The sequence below is a fragment of the Candidatus Saccharimonadales bacterium genome, from assembly GCA_035758565.1.
In the GTDB taxonomy this organism is placed as follows: domain Bacteria; phylum Patescibacteriota; class Saccharimonadia; order Saccharimonadales; family UBA10212; genus DASTXL01.
In genome coordinates this window covers 68,433-86,253 of sequence record DASTXL010000001.1, presented here as the reverse complement: position 1 = coordinate 86,253, position 17,821 = coordinate 68,433, and the positions used below count along the sequence as shown (strand labels likewise).

The 17,821-nt window shown below is 48.0% G+C and carries 21 protein-coding genes and 1 tRNA gene; 6 read left to right on the top strand and 16 right to left on the bottom strand.

All coding sequences use genetic code 11. The features are described 5' to 3' along the window. Nucleotides 1-9: 9 nt before the first annotated feature. On the bottom strand, nt 10-852 hold the full coding sequence (locus VFT49_00505) for a F0F1 ATP synthase subunit A (GenBank protein ID HEU5004550.1): 843 nt from the start codon (nt 850-852) through the stop codon (nt 10-12). Continuing rightward, nucleotides 852-1,142 carry an AtpZ/AtpI family protein gene (locus tag VFT49_00500; GenBank protein HEU5004549.1) on the bottom strand — a complete coding sequence of 97 codons (291 nt, stop codon included), beginning with the start codon at nt 1,140-1,142 and terminating at the stop codon, nt 852-854. The genes VFT49_00505 and VFT49_00500 overlap by 1 nt, the downstream gene beginning before the upstream one ends. A 100-nt stretch (nt 1,143-1,242) precedes the next feature. Between VFT49_00500 and VFT49_00495 the strand changes: the two genes are divergently transcribed. Together VFT49_00495 and VFT49_00490 are read left to right on the top strand one after the other, a co-directional pair. After that, complete coding sequence (locus VFT49_00495; GenBank protein ID HEU5004548.1) at nt 1,243-2,391, top strand: LCP family protein; 1,149 nt, start codon at nt 1,243-1,245, stop codon at nt 2,389-2,391. 4 nt (nt 2,392-2,395) lie between these two features. Then, nucleotides 2,396-3,166 (top strand): sulfite exporter TauE/SafE family protein, encoded by a 771-nt coding sequence (locus tag VFT49_00490; protein HEU5004547.1) that lies wholly within the window; start codon nt 2,396-2,398, stop codon nt 3,164-3,166. A 1-nt stretch (nt 3,167) separates the two neighbouring features. Here the strand turns inward: VFT49_00490 and VFT49_00485 are convergent, their stop codons facing one another. The 3 genes from VFT49_00485 to VFT49_00475 all read right to left on the bottom strand — a co-directional run bounded on the left by VFT49_00485 (nt 3,168) and on the right by VFT49_00475 (nt 5,483). Continuing rightward, entirely contained in the window at nt 3,168-3,866 is a 699-nt protein-coding gene (locus VFT49_00485) for a hypothetical protein (protein HEU5004546.1), read from the bottom strand. A 63-nt stretch (nt 3,867-3,929) separates the two neighbouring features. After that, nucleotides 3,930-5,372 carry a class I adenylate-forming enzyme family protein gene (locus VFT49_00480; GenBank protein ID HEU5004545.1) on the bottom strand — a complete coding sequence of 481 codons (1,443 nt, stop codon included), beginning with the start codon at nt 5,370-5,372 and terminating at the stop codon, nt 3,930-3,932. A 37-nt stretch (nt 5,373-5,409) separates the two neighbouring features. Beyond that, nucleotides 5,410-5,483 (bottom strand) — tRNA-Gln (locus VFT49_00475). A 164-nt stretch (nt 5,484-5,647) separates the two neighbouring features. Here VFT49_00475 and VFT49_00470 point away from each other — a divergent pair. Further along, nucleotides 5,648-6,277, top strand: coding sequence for a hypothetical protein (locus tag VFT49_00470; GenBank protein HEU5004544.1), 630 nt, complete (start codon nt 5,648-5,650; stop codon nt 6,275-6,277). An 81-nt stretch (nt 6,278-6,358) separates the two neighbouring features. Further along, nucleotides 6,359-7,042: a hypothetical protein gene (locus VFT49_00465; GenBank protein ID HEU5004543.1), complete on the top strand. Its 684-nt coding sequence runs from the start codon at nt 6,359-6,361 to the stop codon at nt 7,040-7,042. A gap of 82 nt (nt 7,043-7,124) precedes the next feature. On the opposite strand, the gene VFT49_00460 is transcribed toward VFT49_00465, so the two are convergent. Further along, nucleotides 7,125-7,742 carry a superoxide dismutase gene (locus VFT49_00460; GenBank protein ID HEU5004542.1) on the bottom strand — a complete coding sequence of 206 codons (618 nt, stop codon included), beginning with the start codon at nt 7,740-7,742 and terminating at the stop codon, nt 7,125-7,127. An 84-nt stretch (nt 7,743-7,826) separates the two neighbouring features. Between VFT49_00460 and VFT49_00455 the strand changes: the two genes are divergently transcribed. Then, complete coding sequence (locus VFT49_00455) at nt 7,827-8,312, top strand: hypothetical protein (GenBank protein HEU5004541.1); 486 nt, start codon at nt 7,827-7,829, stop codon at nt 8,310-8,312. Nucleotides 8,313-8,395: 83 nt separating this feature from the next. On the opposite strand, the gene trmD is transcribed toward VFT49_00455, so the two are convergent. Next, nucleotides 8,396-9,046: a tRNA (guanosine(37)-N1)-methyltransferase TrmD gene (gene trmD, locus VFT49_00450; protein ID HEU5004540.1), complete on the bottom strand. Its 651-nt coding sequence runs from the start codon at nt 9,044-9,046 to the stop codon at nt 8,396-8,398. 37 nt (nt 9,047-9,083) lie between these two features. Between trmD and VFT49_00445 the strand changes: the two genes are divergently transcribed. Then, nucleotides 9,084-9,404 carry a hypothetical protein gene (locus tag VFT49_00445; protein HEU5004539.1) on the top strand — a complete coding sequence of 107 codons (321 nt, stop codon included), beginning with the start codon at nt 9,084-9,086 and terminating at the stop codon, nt 9,402-9,404. On the opposite strand, the gene VFT49_00440 is transcribed toward VFT49_00445, so the two are convergent. The 9 genes from VFT49_00440 to VFT49_00400 form a co-directional block, all read right to left on the bottom strand. Continuing rightward, entirely contained in the window at nt 9,393-9,890 is a 498-nt protein-coding gene (locus VFT49_00440; GenBank protein ID HEU5004538.1) for a KH domain-containing protein, read from the bottom strand. The genes VFT49_00445 and VFT49_00440 overlap by 12 nt on opposite strands. Before the next feature lie 120 nt (nt 9,891-10,010). Next, nucleotides 10,011-10,496 (bottom strand): 30S ribosomal protein S16, encoded by a 486-nt coding sequence (gene rpsP, locus VFT49_00435; protein HEU5004537.1) that lies wholly within the window; start codon nt 10,494-10,496, stop codon nt 10,011-10,013. Between the two features lie 34 nt (nt 10,497-10,530). Continuing rightward, nucleotides 10,531-11,232, bottom strand: a complete 702-nt coding sequence (gene rnc, locus VFT49_00430; protein ID HEU5004536.1) for a ribonuclease III — start codon at nt 11,230-11,232, stop codon at nt 10,531-10,533. 7 nt (nt 11,233-11,239) lie between these two features. After that, on the bottom strand, nt 11,240-11,743 hold the full coding sequence (locus VFT49_00425; protein ID HEU5004535.1) for an NUDIX domain-containing protein: 504 nt from the start codon (nt 11,741-11,743) through the stop codon (nt 11,240-11,242). An 11-nt stretch (nt 11,744-11,754) separates the two neighbouring features. Then, nucleotides 11,755-12,216 (bottom strand): transcription antitermination factor NusB, encoded by a 462-nt coding sequence (gene nusB / locus VFT49_00420; GenBank protein HEU5004534.1) that lies wholly within the window; start codon nt 12,214-12,216, stop codon nt 11,755-11,757. 241 nt (nt 12,217-12,457) lie between these two features. Continuing rightward, on the bottom strand, nt 12,458-12,607 hold the full coding sequence (locus VFT49_00415; protein HEU5004533.1) for a hypothetical protein: 150 nt from the start codon (nt 12,605-12,607) through the stop codon (nt 12,458-12,460). Nucleotides 12,608-12,818: 211 nt separating this feature from the next. Further along, complete coding sequence (locus VFT49_00410) at nt 12,819-15,848, bottom strand: class I tRNA ligase family protein (GenBank protein ID HEU5004532.1); 3,030 nt, start codon at nt 15,846-15,848, stop codon at nt 12,819-12,821. 15 nt (nt 15,849-15,863) lie between these two features. Continuing rightward, nucleotides 15,864-16,544: an NUDIX domain-containing protein gene (locus VFT49_00405; protein ID HEU5004531.1), complete on the bottom strand. Its 681-nt coding sequence runs from the start codon at nt 16,542-16,544 to the stop codon at nt 15,864-15,866. 50 nt (nt 16,545-16,594) lie between these two features. Further along, nucleotides 16,595-17,791, bottom strand: coding sequence for an AAA family ATPase (locus VFT49_00400; GenBank protein HEU5004530.1), 1,197 nt, complete (start codon nt 17,789-17,791; stop codon nt 16,595-16,597). Between the last annotated feature and the right edge of the window lie 30 nt (nt 17,792-17,821).

The following is a 17,821-nucleotide window of genomic DNA, read 5'->3' as shown; positions in this document are numbered from 1 at the left end:
TACCCCACCTCATGCTTTCTCTGGGCTCGCCTTTATTGTTCCAGGAACAGTTTCTTCGGTCAAGTCTTCGGCAGGAGCTTCAGCGCCGTGGTTAACGGCCACCGCCAAGTACATAATCGACAGGATGACAAAAATATAAGCTTGCAGAGCCAGTACGAACATTTCCATCAAAAAGAAAGGCAGTGCCGTCACCGGTCCCAACACGCCGCCCAGATAGGTAAAAACAGCAATCATAATCTCGCCAATGGCCACATTGAGAAAAAGTCGGAGGCTAAGGCTGATAACACGTATAGCATCGCTAATCATTTCGATAAAACCGATGAATAGAAACAACGGATTCTTTGGATTACCGACGAAGAAGTGCCCAATAAAACGCTTAAAGCCCAAATCGCGCAGCGTCATGGTGTAAACGAATAGCATAGTGACCGCGGCCATAGCCAAAGTTGAGTTAAAGCTGCCCGTCCATGGTTTGAGCAGCGGCGCGCCGTGGCTCTGGAAGGCGTCGCGGGTGATCGGCAGTAATCCTAGCCAGTTAACACTCAAAATAAAGAAAAATAACGTAACAAAATATGGTAAATACTTCCTGGCCTTAGACTTGTCTTCAAAAGCATTATCTACTGTGCCACGAATAAACTCCGCCACTATTTCAACTATCTGAATGATGCCGCCCCTGGGATGAACGGTGACTTTGCGCGCCATAACAGTTAAGAAAATAATTACAAAAATAATTGACGCCCAGCCATACAGCTCAACGTTAGAAATAGCCCAGGAGCCGATATGGAATACTGTTTGCTGGGTTAAATTAATAGCCGGACCGTCAGCCGCTGCCAAACTTAGAAGATGAGGGAACATTACGACCTCCCCTTTTGGTCAGAATCGGAAATGCGGCGGTTACTTTCGGCCACCACCCATTTCATTACGCCAATCACACCAACAAAAGCTACCACAAAACCGGCCACAGTAATCCATGGCGAGCTGTTAAATGCTTCGTCCAAATAATGTCCGCCGATAATCGGTACCAAAACCGCGATCGCCAGCCGCCAACTCATATCTAATGCCGCGGCTAGAAATACCGCGCCATCACCCTTTGCTAGGCTGGGCTCACCGCCCGAATCCACTCGAGCTTTTTTACTTTTCACCATCTGTAGCTAATTATACCAATTATTATAAGTATTGGCTAAGGTTTGATAGATAGAATATACCGTATGGTTTGCTAAGATCAACTAAAGTAAAATATGCCTAATGACCCAGAAACATAAAGAAAATTTTGACGTTGGCAAAAGCCTGCCCAATATGTTGGCGCACGCCAACCGCCGCCAAGAAATCACCCCAAAGCCTCTGCCCGTCCAAAAGCAGAAAATCGGCTGGAAAAAGGTTGTTTTAAGACTTTTTCTGGTGGTTTTAATTTTGTTTATCGCGTCGGTTGGTTGGCTGAGTTATAAATTCGAGAAAAACTGCTCTAAAGTTTTCAACGATTGCACAATCTTTAGTCTGTTTGCCAGCTCGCCGCTCAAGGGTGAGGACACCGGCCGGGTTAATATTTTACTAGCTGGCAATTCCGTAGATGATCCCGGCCACTCCGGCGCTCAACTTACCGATTCAATAATGTTAGTTAGTATCAACACCCGCGATCACACCGGCTATATGCTAAGTATTCCCCGCGATCTTTACGTTAAATACGGCACAACCAACTGCCCATACGGAGATGACGGTAAGATTAATGCAGTTTACGAGTGTGGGCAGGCACAGAAATTTAGCGAATCGGGCTATCCGTCGGGCGGCATGGGTTTGCTCGAAAAAGTAGTTAGCCAAGATTTTGGCGTACCTATCGATTATTACGCGCTGATTAATTACAGCGCCTTCCGTGACATGGTTAATGCGGTTGGAGGCATCACTGTAACGATCAAGAGCTCGGACCCAAGGGGCGTTTACGACCCCTACACTGCTCTCAAATTGCCCAACGGCGTTGATAAACTAGACGGAGGCATGGCCTTAGCATTAGCCCGCTCGCGCGGCGACGGACCAGGCGCTTATGGAGTCTATAGCGACTTCGACCGAACTAATTATCAGCGCCAGATGCTAACCGCCGTCAAAGACAAAGCCACTAGCTTAGGTGTTTTGACTAATCCATTTAAGCTTGGCAGCCTCATGGATGCCGCCGGCAATAACGTGCAAACTGACTTTAGCGGCAACAACATCAGGCGGCTGGCGAAAGTCTCTAAGCAAGTTCCTGATTCTAAAATTAAATCGGTGAGCCTAAATAACATTGACGGCAAAGGCACCAACCTTTTGGTGAGCACGTATCTGGATGGCTCAACTTTGTCCCCGGCAGCCGGTATTTACGACTTCAGTCAAATTCAAGGTTTTGTGGACCAGCTGAACCAGCAATAAATTAATGGAAAGCATCCTTTTATTATTAGGCGGCTTGGCGGCCGGCACGCTCAACTCTATTGCCGGCGGTGCGGCAATCTTTCTTTACCCATTAATGTTGAGTTTGGGCCTAAAGCCTGTCAGCGCCAATGCCACTCTGAGCCTGGTGGTCTGGCCGGGCACTATAAGTTCGGCGATTGGTTACCGCCGGGCCATAAAAAAGATTCCTAGTAAGTTCTTTTTTCTTTTGATTCCTAGTTTTCTTGGCGGCGAAATCGGCGCGGTGTTTTTGGGGCATACATCCAACAACACATTTGAGTACATCGTACCGTGGCTGCTGCTTTTGGCCGCCGGCCTAATTGGTCTGCATACCAAAGTCCACGGGCTGTTGAACTCTAAAGCCAGCCAGGCTTTTGAGGGTCGCCATCCGCTCTTTTTAGGATCAGCGGCAGCTATCACCTTGTTTTTGCTGGGGATTTACGGCGGATATTTTGGTGCCGGCTATGGCGTAATGCTGCTAGCGTTCCTAAGTCTGACTTCTTTTAGCGACATCAACCAAATGAATGGTTTTAAAAACCTTTCGTCGATTTCTATGAATTTGATGGCTATTACTTATTTTGTCTCGCACCACTTGGTGACCTGGCACGTATTGCCACTGCTGGCCATTGGCGACGTTATTGGCGGCTGGCTTGGCGCCAATTATGGCTCGCGTTTGCCGGCAAGTTATATTAGGGCAATCGTCGTTGTTGCCGGCGTAGTTGTTTCGCTAGGTTTACTAATAAAAACTTACGCTTGAGCTAGCAAGCTAAATCTTCGTCTAAAGTTTTGGTGTATTGAGCCAGCACGACCGGGCCACCGGTAAAGCTGCTTTGATCGCAAGCAAGCTGAGCATCGCGGCGTTCGGTAGACCCGGTGGCAACCCAAGCAGGATATTGATTTCGCCACTTGCCCGTCAGCAAATCCCACTGCCCTGGATAGGAATAAAAACCCAGATTTTGCCTGCCAACAAAGCCGGCTAAGGCATCCAAGCTACCGCTTAACGCCGCCCGGTTAACCTTGGCATCGCCGTCCCAGCTGTTTTCGGTCTCGACATCTAGCCACCAATTTTTAGCAACAACGCCGTTCATTAAAGAATATTTAATGGCATAAACCGCACTGTTATAGCCATAATTATAGGCTAGGCATTGCTTGTCGCCAGGGCTGCAGTCTTTGGGAGTAAGTTGAAATTGGTGCGCGACATGCGGGCCAGGATAACCAGTATTAATATAAACGGACAAGTTTTTATACTTTGAAGCTTCTTGGTTCAAACAGGGATTTGGACGCAAAGCCAGGCCACCCGTGATGCCCACAATACCAGCCTGCGTTCTCTGCAAGGCAACTCCGCAATTCGGCCAAGAAACATCATTGACCTGAACTATTTGAGTAGAATTGTTAGTGCCTCCAAACCAGCCAACAATTGCTGCCACCATGATTATAAAAACCCAAAAAGCTCTCATATTTTTATGCTACTAGGTTTTTGTATTTTATTTAATATTTATATTCGCTGGGTAATCGTAGGTTTAGAGCAAATGTTTGTAGTCCTTATTAAGAAGCTCGTGCAACTTAACTAATGAGTACTTGCCGTTGGCATTCCTGGGAATTTCATTAATTTTTATAAATTCGTCAGGCCGCCAGCTCCTGGGCAAATTTAATTTGGAATATTCCACCAGTTCTTGGCCGTTGGCGTCGCCCGCATAAAAGGCAAAGACTTTATCGTCCAAGTGATGTTCAACCGGCGTGCTAATAACTTTAACTTCGCGGATTTTTTTGTTTTGCTTAAGCGCCCATTCGATGTCTTGAGGGTATATAGAATAGCCGCTTTTATTAATGCGCTCCTTAGTGCGGCCTTTTAGAATTAATTTACCGTTTTTAGTCTCTCCGATATCACCAGTCAGCCACCAGCCGTCTTTGGTCAAGCTCTTGGTTGTCGCTTCTTGGTTATTAAGATAGCCCGGGAACAAACCTGGCGATATTAGGGCCACTTCGCCGTCTGGCTCGACTCTAAGCTCTACGCCCTCAAGCACCGTATCAAAAATTCCGGAATTAGCATCGTGCTTAAAGGCTATGCTACCGGTTTCGCTGGTACCGTAGCGATCCAAAATATTGTGCCCGAAGCGCTTTTTAAAATCCTCGAATAGATATGGCGGCAAAGCCGAGGATCCAGACGCAAAAAGCCGTACTTTAGATAAATCAAATTTCTTGTCTGGCTCAAACTCCACCAGCTTTTCATAGGCTGCTGGCACTGAAACAAACATTGATATTTTGCCCGATTCTAAAAATTCAAGAACGCGAGCCGGATTAAAGCGCTCTTCTAAGTAAACCGTACTGCCATGGTAAATAGCACTCAGCAAACATATGATTAACCCGTGGCGATGCGAAAGATGAAGCGTAAGTAGCAATGTGTCATCATTGGTCCAACCCATCGGGCCAGCTATGGCCGCGACGTCCCAAAGCTGGTTGGCGTGCGTATTGGGAATCGATTTGGGCTTGCCAGTCGTACCCGAAGATAGGAACAAGCTAGATAGCTGCTGCTTCGGCGGCAAATCATACTCGATTTTATTTAAACGCCGGTCGCTTTTAAGAATGTCTTCAATTAATACAAAATTATCGCCGGCCAAGTGCTTGGTTTCTTCGCAAGCAATAATCATTTGCGGCTGAGCAGATTCCAGCACCGAATCTACTTCTAGCTTTTTAAAGCTCATATCAATCGGCAAGCAAATATTGCCAGATATGGTCACACCCAAAGAAGCCACCACAAACTGCCAGGTGTCGGGCAGTATGAGGCTAACTATTTTTTGTTGCTGGCCGCCAAATTGATTGTTTATAAAGCCGGCAACGATCGAGCTTAGATCGTAAACTTCTTGCCAGGTGAGCGTTTTATCCGGACAAATCAAAAAGTTTTGATTCGGAATGTTTTTGGCGTTGGCCACCAAAAAATCAGAAATGTACTTAGGTTCTTCCATAGATCAAGTACCTACTATCATATCTAAAACTGATAAATGGCTGGGGATGAGGGATTCGAACCCCCGATCCTGGGACCAGAACCCAGTGCCTTACCGCTTGGCCAATCCCCACTGTCACGGCTTCGCCCTATGAGGACAACCTACGGTTTTCCTCATCGCGCCGGGCAAAAAGTGTGATTTTTGCTCGGGCTGCTCTTTTCCCTTAGCTTAGGAAACAACAGGGGTTATTATATCGAATTGTCGGGAAAATTTAAACTGTGCGCTATACTCGAATTATGCACCCCATAACAAAAAGCGAGCTGTGGCACGCGCAGATAGCCGTGCTCGTAGCTATAGCCTTACAATTAACAATTGCTCAAAAGCTAAGCATTGGTCCTAAGTATTTTGTAGCTATTCTGGAACTGCTGCTTGTTTTTGGAATTGGATTTACCGCCCCACGCCGCCACCGCAATGCAGCCGGACCACATAAAACCTTGTCGCTTTTGCTAATCGGCTTAGTGTCTCTAGCTAACGCTGTTGAGCTGGGTCTACTTGCTGGAGCGCTTATCAATGGCACCGATTTGCCGGGCCGTACTTTGCTTCGCGGCGCGTTGGCTATCTTTTTAACCAACATTATTATGTTTGGTTTGTGGTATTGGGAACTGGGCAGTCCGGGCCTGTCAGGCACTCATCGCCACAAAGACGTTGAGCATTTTCAGTTTCCTCAGCAGGCCGGCCATCAAACTAGCTGGAAGCCTTTGTTCTCTGACTACTTATACTTATCTTTAACTAACAGCACGGCTTTTAGCCCAACGGACACTATGCCGCTAACCCATATAGCCAAACTGCTAATGAGCGTCCAAGCTTTAGTATCATTAGTAACCGTGGTTCTAGTAACAGCCCGCGCCGTCAATATCCTTGGTTAATTGATTTAATGCGTTAAATATTGTAAAATATAGCGCGTTGGAAGTTTTACCTTTCACGTCCCTCGACATTGGAGAGAGATCATGTCCGCGTATAGCGGCCAAACTGCTGCCAGCTCCTCGAAGGTTGGCGACATCGTCGCCGCCATCGTCGGCTGGACCTTCGTCGGCTGCATCATCGGCGCCATCGTCTACCTGCTCGCAGGTGCGGGCGTGCAGGCCAGCGGTCCTGGCAGGACGACGTACTACAGTACCAAGGACTACCTGCGCGCGGCCGGGCTCAATCCCGGCCGCTGGGAGAATCTGAAGCTTGGCCAGTCGATCAATGGATCGACCGGCAACTTCACCAGCTCAACCTGGTTCTTCCTGATCGCCGGCGGCAACCACACGTCGGGACAGATCCAGCCGGGCTCGGCCGTCAGGCTCAGCCTGCAGGCCAAGTTCGGCAGCTACATCCTGGAGATCCCGTACAACCAGGTGCGGTTCCAGCCCAAGGCAGGCGCCAAGGACGCCGTCCGCTTTGTCGTCCACAACACGAAGGAGCTGGACAAGCGGAAGTGGGCCTGCACCGGCAAGGACTTCTGGACCTACACCACCTGCCACCTGAGCAAGACGCCGCCCAATATCTACAAGACCAAGGAGTGGGCGTGGGTGAGCGAGGAAGGCCTGCCGAAGTTCATCAACGACAGCCTCGTGCGCGTGGACATCCGGCTGACGCCGGCGCAGTACACCGCGTACCTGGGCTCACTCCAGCAGGTCAAGGGGTAAGACCCGCTCATGAAAAGGCCAACGAACGCTTCGGCGTTCGTGTCGCTCGCCTTCAAAATGAGCGGGCCTTTTCATGCCATGATTATTTTGAAACCATACCGAAGTATTTTTCGACTTGAGGCCAATTTACAACATTCCAAAATGCATCTATGTAGTCAGGACGTTTGTTTTGGTATTTGAGGTAGTAGGCATGTTCCCAGACATCCAAGCCAAGCAGCGGTTTATTGTCGGGGTCGTCCATGACTGTGCTGTCTTGATTTGGTGTGCTGCAGATTTCCAGACTTCCATTTCTGTAAGTCAGCCAAGCCCAGCCGCTGCCAAAGCGACCCGCGGCCGCTTCTTTAAACTTAGCTTTAAAATCTTCGAAACTACCAAAGGTTTTATTGATAGCCTCGGCCAGTTCGCCACCAGGTTCGCCGCCGCCATCGGGCGACATAACATCCCAGAAAAAGCTGTGATTAGCGTGGCCGCCAGCATTATTATGTACGGCCGTTCGGATATTTTCGGGTACTTTGTCTAGGCTAGTGATAAGCTCTACGATGTCCATCTTTTGCAAATCTTCGTGGCCCTCAAGCGCGGCGTTCAGTTTTTCAACATAGGTCGCATGATGTTTATCATGGTGAATTTCCATGGTTTTGGCGTCGATATGCGGCTCCAAAGCGTCAAAGCTATAAGGTAAATCTGGCAACGTAAACATAATATATTCCTCCTCTTAGTAGTCCCCTTAATTATACTCTACCCCAAATAATAACCGATCGGTGAGTTTTTGGTGTATATTGTATTTATGGTTCGGCATCACAATCCGCAGCCCCAAACAGCCATGGGTTTTGTACTAAAGGCCCTAATCCCCTACAGCCGTCAAAATATGCTGCTAGTGTTTGATTCAAACACTTTTTTCCAGGAACTCGAAAAGATCTCTCGTTATAAAAAACGTACTTTGCAAAATGCTCTTTACGAAGCCGAGCGGCGTAAGCTAATAGAAAAACAGGCTAATGCTTGGCGTTTAACAATCGAGGGTCAAAAAAATGTAAGACCATTTGTGGCTGAGCGGCTATCTGATGGAGCTAAATTGATGGTGATTTTCGACATTCCCGAAGACATGGCAGTAACAAGAGCAAAGTTCCGACGCACCCTAAAATTATGGCAGTTCGCACAAGTACAGAAGAGTGTTTGGACTACCTCCCTAGACCACAAACAATCAATCAAAGACCTGGTAAACGAAATGGATTTGGAGCCTTACGTACAGCTTTATGAATGCTCTTCCCTATAGTAACTACTTGGTATAAATACCGTCTCCCTCGTTTGCTCACCGATCGGTGAAGTTTTGGTGTAGTGGAGGTTGAGCGTGTGTCACTAGTTCTTCTTGATAGAGTTTTGGTCGCGCCATTTTTTGATTTGCTCATGATGACCAGAAAGCAACACATCGGGCACTCGTAATCCGCGGATTTCTTCAGGCCGAGTATAGTGCGGATGTTCACGAACGCCCAACTCGCTGAAACTTTCCAGTTCAGCGCTTGTTTCACCACCCAAAACACCAGGGATTAAGCGCGTTACGGCGTCGGCTATTATCATGGCCGGCAATTCCCCGCCGGTTAGCACAAAATCGCCAACCGAAATTTGTTTATCAACCATGCTAACGATTCGCTCGTCATAACCTTCGTAACGACCGCAAATAATTATTATTCCGGCCTCGGTAGCTGCAAACTCACGGGCCATTTCTTGGTTGAATTGCTCGCCGCGCGGTGTCATCAAAAGCACCTGCGCGTCTGGGTCAGTTTTGCGCGCATGATCTATGGCGTTAAACAGCGGCTCGGCCATCAATACCATGCCGTCACCGCCACCATAGGGCACATCGTCTACTTGAGCCCTAGGACCTAAGCCAAAATCGCGCAGATTAATTAGACTATATTCGACAAGATTTTCTTTTTGGGCTTTCCAGAGCATCGAGCTGTTTAGCACTCCGTCAAACATCTCCGGAAACAAAGTAATTATTTGTATTGTCATATAATTGTTATTATACAATGAGAAAAGGAGGAGTGCTGTGAAACCAGGTGAAACCTCAGGGAGTATCATATTTGAGCCAGAAGATGATATCGACATCATTTTTGACGCCGTCGACCAAATGGAGTTGGACCTCACCGATAAGGTTACTGAGGACGATGTAGAAAGAGTAACAGAGCTCTTGAGTGAAGCCAACAGTGGCACAGAATTAAAGCCCCACGATGCGACAGTCGCGTTAATTGGTCTTGAGCTGGCTATTGGCTCTAATTGGATGCGTACTGACAAAAAGTTGGCTATTGGTCAAATGCTGAATGATTATCACCGAAAACTAATAAGGCCACGAGACAGCTTAGACGTCTAGGTCGTCTAGGTCGGCCAGCTCGGCGCGAGTCCGGTCGGCTAGGCTGGCGCTCGGGCGATCTTCGTCACTCTCGTGATCAACAGTGTCGTCATTCGTAGCACGACCAACATCTTCGGGTTCGCCGTCATCCTGTTGAGCTGGTTCGTCAGCCGATGTAGCGGCATCGTCGTTAGTAGCAGGCTCATCTGCCGCATTGTCGCTGGCAGCTAAATCGTTTTGACGGGCTGGGCGCGGTTCGCCGTTGTCGACAATTTTTAGGTTGTAGCGAGCATCATTCTTGGTGCCAAGTGCACGCAGGAGAGTACGCAAACTTTGGGCGGTAGCACCGCGTTTACCAATGACGCGGCCTAGGTCTTCTGGGTCGACGGTGAGTTCTAGAAGAACTCCTTTTTCGTCTATACGACGCTCAATTTTTACGGCATCTGGATTACTTACAAGAGATTTTACGATGTATTCAATAAATTGCTGGTCAATACTGACGGCCATACTAGTCTCCTTCGTTTAGTCGGTAATTTTATTATAACGTAGGAACGGAGCAAATAAGGAATTTATTCATTATTTGTGAGTACCACCCGTTATGTTGCGCGCAGCGCCGGCGAGTTTATTTTATTGCTCGGCTGTGGTTTCGCCATCGGCTGGTACATCAGCTTCTGGGCTTGGAGCCTCGGGTTGGGCAGCTTCAGCCTCGGGTTCGGCAGAGGCTTCTTCTGTAGGAGCGGGTTCTTCGGCGGCCTGTGAAGCTTCGGCGGTTGCCTCAACTTCTGGCGCAGATTCTTCTTTAGGCTGGTTGCGACGCAACTTTTCAGGATTGCGAATAGCGCGTTCTTTTGGATCGCTAGTTTTTACCCAATCAGGAAGCTTAACACCTTCGGATTTAAGTAAGCGAGCTACGCGATCAGATGGCTGAGCTCCATTACCTAAATACTTGGCGACTAAATCTTTATCTAGTTGGGTGGCTTTACTATGAGGATTATAGCTACCAAGGTAGGCTACTATTCGGCCACGGGTTGGATGAAAACGGCTGTCTTGAACCACAACCCTGAATTGGGCGTGTCCCGTGCGACCGGTTCTTTTGAGTCGAATTGCTAACATGTCTTGGTTATTTTACAGATAAGCACCTCTGTTGTCAACACTGGCTCTCTTGGTAGCTTTTTAAGGCCGACGTTGCGGCGGCTACCTGGGCGGCTTGTTTGCTTGGTCCAGTCCCCTCACCTTTTAGCTCGTTGTCAACAAAAACGCCGATGACAAAAGTTTTGTCGTGATCGGGACCTTCTTCACTAATCACCTTATAGATCGGCGTGAAGCCATCGCGACTTTGCACAACTTCTTGCAGGCGAGATTTAGGATCCATCCAGCTACCTTCTTTAAGAATACTGTCGAAGGTGGGCAATAAACTTTTGGTGATAAATTCTTTGGCTGCCTCGTAGCCCTTATCTAGATATAGGGCGCCAATCACAGCTTCGTAGGAATTGGCTAGAATTTGTTCACGAGCTCGCTCGCTCCCGCGTTTTTCGCCGCGCGATAGACGCAATAAAGGCTCGAAGCCTTCACGAGCAGCAGCCGCACTGATACTTTCGGTACGCACCAAAGAGCTGCGCCAGTTGGTTAAAATGCCTTCTGGCTCAGAATAGTTGCCATACAAAAATTCGGTGACAACTAATTCAAGTACCGCGTCGCCCAAAAACTCTAGACGCTCATTGTGAGCGGCAGCGGTCTTTTTGTGCTCGTTGATATAGGAGCGGTGGGTAAAGGCGGTGATTAACAGATTGATATTAGCTATTCCGCCGAACTTATCGTCGGCGAAAGCTTGGTATTTACTAACGTCCATTGGTCAGTTATTTCTCCTGATTATTCGTTCTAATTTTCTTTAATGCTATCAAAATCAGCTTACCGATGTCTTCGTATTCGATTTTTTCAAGCGCATCGGTAGCCGGCAGCCAACCCAAACTGGTCATCCATTTTTCGGGCTTAACTTCGTCGGTGTTGCCCTGGGCTTTGACTAAAAAGATTTCGGTAGTCATCAGCACCAGACTGTTGCCCCGGCGATACCGAAAATTAATTTTGCCAAGCCAATCAAGCACTTGCATCTCTTTTAGACCGGTTTCCTCGGTAATTTCGCGCTGGGCGGTCTGGCGGGCAGTTTCACCCTCTTCGATATGGCCTTTTGGAATGGTCCAGCGACCCTTGCTGTCTTGGATTAGTAGGATTTCGACAGTTTGAGGATTTTTTTTGCTTGGCCGGTAAACAATACCGCCGGCGGTTGGCTCGCGGACAACTTCCTGAATACCAGGCCGATGCACAAGTTTTTTAAAGCCGGCGATTGGCTTTGGTCTTTTCATCTTAATTCTTCTTAGTCCTTTTGGGGTTGTGGCGCTTCGGCAGGCTCGCCTTCTTTTTGACGCAAAACACTACCTAAAACGCCGTTGATGAATTTCGAGGAATTGTCGCCGCCGAATGCTTTGGCTAGTTCGACAGCTTCATTGATTACAACCTTAGGCGGAACGTCTTTTTCAAACAACAGTTCATAAGCGCCGATACGCAAGATAACACGGTCCATGCGGGCTATTTGCTCAATGGGCCATTCTGGCGCCAAGGGCCGGATAGTATCATCCAACTCTTTCTCTTTCTTATCGACACCATGAACCAATTGTTCGATGAAGTCCTTATCGTCAATCATCTCATCGTAACGACTTATGTTGCGAGCCATTACTTCGGTAAGATCAAAGGTCTCGTCTTGACACTCGCGCCGAAAATCCTGCTCGTACAGAGTTTGCAGGGCGACTATCCGACCTAAGTGACGATTAGAAGCCATTTCGTCTGCTCCTTTCGCAAGGTGAAGACCCAATGTTTGGAAGCGAAGAAGCCATTTTTGCAAGAAGGTGTACCCGTAGGTACATCGACGCGCAAAATGGATTCTGCAGCCCAAAGGTTGGGGTTGCAGCCCGAAAGTGAGCGGCGGAATGGATTCCTGTTGCCATGTTGTTAATCTTCCTTTTACTGGGCCTCTATCCAGTATAACTTATGTTTTACTTTGGGCTACCTAAGGTCTAGCTTTATTTTGAGGCGGTTTTACCAATCTTTTTGGTGCCAACAGTAGCTTTTACCGGGCTGAGGCCGTTAACGCGGCGGGCCAGCTTTAATACCAAGTGGCTGCGGCGGCTGCCGCTGCGGCGGGAACTAGTTCGTTTTTTGGGTTTACCCATGAAATATTTACTCCTTATTTCGGGATTATTTTGCCTTTGTAGCTTGGCTAGATTATAGCTTATCTACCTCTTAAAAACAACTTTAGCCAACGACAACTAAGCTAACTAGGCGGCCAGGGACGTAGATGCGGCTTCGCCTTATGAGACACCCGCAAGCGGGTTTCTCATCGCGCCGGCAAAATGGAATACATTTTGTCGGGCTGCTCTTCCCCTAGACTACTAAGCTAACTAGGCGGCCAGGGACGTAGATTATTTTTTTGACTTCTTTTCCGACAAGATATTCCTCGGCTTCTTCCCTGGCTTCGGATACGATTTCTTGTTCGCTAGCGTCGGCCGAAACTGTAATTTGAGCCCGGACTTTGCCGTTGATTTGAACAGCCAGGGTTATCATTTCTTCTTTGGCTAGCTTCTCGTCCCACAGTGGCCAATTAGATACATGGATCGATTCTTCATGGCCCATGTCGAGCCACATTTCTTCGGTGATATGCGGCGCGAATGGCGCCAGCAACTGAATTAAACTTTCTAAGCTTTGGCGCCAGGCAGGAGTTTGGCTGATACCATTAGCCGCTTTTTGTTTATATAGCTCGTTAACCAGGCTCATCATGGCAGCAATCGCGGTGTTAAAGCCCAGCTTTTCTAAGTCTTGGGTAACTTTTTTAATAGTACGGTGGGTAGCAGCCATTAAAGCCGTCTCGCTAATATTAGATTTGGCTTCGGCTGGGGCTTCCAAAAACTCGCCAACCAAAGTCCAAATGCGGTCCAGGAACCGGCGCGTACCGGCGATACCACCCAAAGAGTACGGCCCGCCTTGATCGTAAGGACCCATGAACATTAAATAAAGCCGTAGGCTGTCGGCGCCGTAACCTGTCACCTGCTCGTCCGGATTAATCACGTTACCCTTGCTTTTGCTCATTTTTTGACCGTCAGGGCCCAAAATTAAACCTTGATTGGTTAATTTTCGGAACGGTTCTTCAAAATTTAGGCCATGTTCATCGTGCAAGAATTTAGTGACAAATCGGGCATATAGCAAGTGCAAGATAGCGTGTTCGATACCGCCAATGTAGTGGTCCATCGGCATCCATTTGTTAATTAGCTCTGTATCAAAAGCCGCTTTATCATTTTTGTTATCCAGATAGCGCAGGAAGTACCAGCTGGAATCGACAAAAGTATCCATGGTGTCGGTCTCGCGCTTGGCTGGTTTGCCGCAATTCGGACAAGTTGTACCAACAAAGTCTGGTCTATCCAGCAAAGGATTGCGTCCAGTCGGCGTGAATTCAACATCTTCTGGCAAAATAACCGGCAAGTCTTTTTCCGGCACTGTCTGCATGCCGCAGTCGTTACAGTAAATTATTGGAATCGGCGTGCCCCAGTAGCGCTGGCGGCTAATCAGCCAATCGCGCAACTTGTAGTTAGTTTGCTCTTTGGCAATGCCTTCTTTTTCTAGATCGGCAACGATTTTTTCCCGAGCTTCGGCCGAGCTCATGCGGTCGTATTTACCGGAATTTATCATGGTACCTTCGCCAGCATAAGCTTGGTCGCCGTTTTTTAGCCAGGCGATAATATACTCTAGCTCAGACACTGGCCATAGCTCGCTAATTTTATTTAATGGCCACCACTCAGCTTCAAAATCTTCGTGAGCTTCTTTTTTGGTAGCCACTTGTTCTAAGTCGGTCAGTTCAAACATCATGATGTTCATAAACACATCACGGTTAACGTCTTTGTGCTCGGCGTAAAACAGCGAATTAATCGGATAAGGTACGCGGCCGACCAGCTTCATGTTTTTATAGCCGGTTTCTTCTGTGATTTCGCGCTCGGCGGCTTCGATTAAATCTTCGCCTTTTTCTACGCCGCCGGTTACCAAGCCGCGCCAGCCAAACTTAGGCCATTTTAAAGTAATGATCTCATCGTTTTTAGGATGCTTAACCAAACACATAGCCACGTTGCGCTGAGTGTTTTCTTTGTCGCTCCTGGGCGGATGATCTTTGTCGGTCACAATTGGCGCCACAACCGGCTGGATGTCCAGGTCGAACTTTTTAGCAAATTCCCAGTCGCGTTCGTCGTGCGCCGGTACCGCCATAATTGCACCGGTACCGTAGCTCGCCAGTACATAATCAGCAATCCAGATCGGAATCTTTTTCTTGGTTGCCGGGTTGATGGCATAAGCACCAGTAAAGCTTCCTGTTTTATGCTTTTCGCCTTCCTTTCTTTCCAGCTCGGTTTTACGCTTAGTTTCTTCGATATAATTTTCAACCCGCTCGCGGCATTCGTCACTGGTGATTTTTAGCACCAGCGGATGTTCGGGCGCCAGGACCATATAAGTCGCACCGTAAATCGTATCCGGCCTGGTAGTGAAAACCCTGACGCTCATAGCCGTGCCGTCCTGCTTTCCGGCAGAGCCGGAAACACTGCCGGCACTCTCAGCAATCACCGCGTCAGATCCTCCAGTGCTCTCTCCGCGGTACGCTTTTGTACCGCTTTGTCCGCACTTCGGCTCTTCCTTGTGCTTTTCTGAGCTATGAGCATCAGATTTAGCCACTTCAAAATCGATCAGGGCGCCTTTGCTTTTGCCAATCCAGTTTTCCTGCATGGTTTTGACCTTGGCCGGCCAATCAACAGTTTCCAAATCGTCCAGCAGGCGGTCGGCATAGTTGGTGATCTTAAAGAACCATTGTTCTAGTTCTTTTTGAACAACCGGCGTGCCGCAGCGCTCGCAAACGTTCTCTTCGCCAACAACTTGCTCGTTGGCTAACACCGTCTGATCTTTGGGGCACCAGTTAACTACCCTTTTGGCGCGGTAAGCTAAGCCCCTTTCATAAAGTTGCAAAAACAGCCACTGATTCCAGTGATAATAATCCGGCTTGCAAGTGGCTAAGCTGTGGCCCCAATCGTAGCTGGCCCCAATTTGCTCCAGCTGCTTGGTCATAGTGGCGATATTGCCGTAAGTCCAGACTGCCGGTTGAATGCCGCGTTTAATCGCCGCGTTTTCGGCTGGCAAACCAAACGCATCAAAGCCAACGGTCGTGAAAACGTTCTGCCCCAGCATGCGGCGAAAGCGCGCGACTGTATCTGTTGGAGCAAAGTTATACCAATGGCCAATGTGCAAATCGCCGGACGGGTACGGCAACATCGGAATTACATAAAACTTATCGTTGGTACGACTCATGTCCGTTTTATAAATGCCGGATTCGCGCCAAACACTCTGCCATTTTGGCTCAATCTCTTTGGGATTGTATCGCTTCATCTGTTAAATAGTATATCAAGCAAGCTGATATTCTAAAGATTCAAAAAATGTTGTTTGGTTTTTGCTAACCAGCTCGATAATTTCAAGTGTGCCGGGCATAAGTTTGACTTTATCAAGCTCGTTTTTTGGCTGCCAGAAGAGCTTAAACCGCTCGTCGCCCTGCTTGATAGCACCTTGATCGTTGAGCTTGCCGCTAAAAACATGCGCTGCAACATGGCTGATTATATGGTCACCTTTAGATATTTTTACATTCACGTAACCACGGTGAGCGAGCTTGATGGCTAGACCGGTCTTTTCCTTCGCTTCACGGGCAGCATGCTCAAACGGGCTTTCGCCAAAATGCTGCTTGCCGCTTGGCAACATCGCGTAACCGTAATAAGGCTGGACGTGGCGTTGGGCCAACAGATAATCACCGTTTTTATTTTGAACAACCAAAATTGCGATTAATTTGGGCTGATGTCTTGGCCGGCGGTTTTTGTAGCTAAGCAGATCTACATAAGTCAAACCAGCCGGTGCGAGAGCATACAAATTATCGCGTTTTTCGACCAAGCCGTCTTTTATCAGCCGGTTTAAATGGTACATAAAATGGTTATTTTCGAGGCTGGCCGGCTTCAAATCCGAAAAGCGCAAAGTTTCAGCCAAAGACAGCCTCACAATAATGCTGCGCTGGATGTGGTGCTCAAGCGGGCGGTCCATACTCACTTTCAGGATGAACGCTAAGGTTAAGCTTTGCAAGCATAGGCCGTTTAGCGTCGTGGAAGATTTCTGCTGGCATAGTCTTCGGTTTTAAAATAATTGGCATCAACCATTGCCACTGGGCACTGAATATTATCAATCTCTTCGGGGCACGTAACTTCAGCCTCGACTATCCAGAAGCCTTCATCCCCGTCCATGATGAAATCGCAGTGCCAAACCTGCCAGTTATCTAAAACGACGAAGCGTTTTTTGAACAACCAGCCTTGACATGGTTGATCGGCCAAAGTCTGATATTGCTGCTCGGTTATGATGCGGTTAATCTCCCTGCTACCATACTCATGCCTTTGCTTTACTGTAAAGTGATAAAAATCCTGGCCATCGCTGCCAGTGCCAGCCCGCAGTCTATAGGTTGTGCCGTCGGGCAAGCGGTGATAACTTTGGCCGATTTCTATAGAGTTTAGAACTTCGCCAGCTTTTTGTTTGGCCTTGATCCATTCGACCAATTCCACTTCATCTGCTGGCCGCCATTTGGTTTCATATTCATTTTGATTATCGAACGCCAAATTTTTGGCCCGCCGCATTTTGGCGTCAAAATCCTGGCCATCAGCGACTATATGTAGTTCCGGATGAGCGGCCACGCTGGACAACGTACGATCGCAAGTAGCTATCGCCTGGTCTAGCGTTTCGTAACGCGCCGTATTTGTTAGTTGAAGCTCCCCGTAAAGTTCTGGCGCTACCTTAGCCACGCTCGGTAGGTAAATAACTTTGTCTACATGGTTTTGAATGACCTCATTCGGGCCATAACCCAGCCGACGGCAAAGCTCTTCGTATTCTTCGCCTGTAATGTATGGGCGATTACTCAAACGATCACTCAATATTAACGTGTCAGTACCGGCGAATTCTTTTTTGGCGCTAATTAGTCTTTGGTTTATGTCGCCGAGCACAGCCATTTGGAAAGCCAAGTAACCTTCGCGGTCGTTGGCGGCAAGCTCTGGAATGCTAAAACCTTGTTCGTGGAGTTTAAGTATGTGCTTGGTAGCAACTTCTGGCAAAACGTAAACCGGCTGGCCGCGACTTTCGGCTTCGGCCACGATTTGCTCGGTTAAGGTTGTTTTGCCGCCACATGGCCCGCCTTCTATGCCGATAATTACCGGCTGAGGCGCCAACAGGTTACGCACAATTTCTGCGGCTCGCGGATACTCCTGGTTATTTGGTGATAGAACTGGATCGAATTCTAAGTTACTCATAAGCCCAGCATAAAAACAGCTGGGTACTTA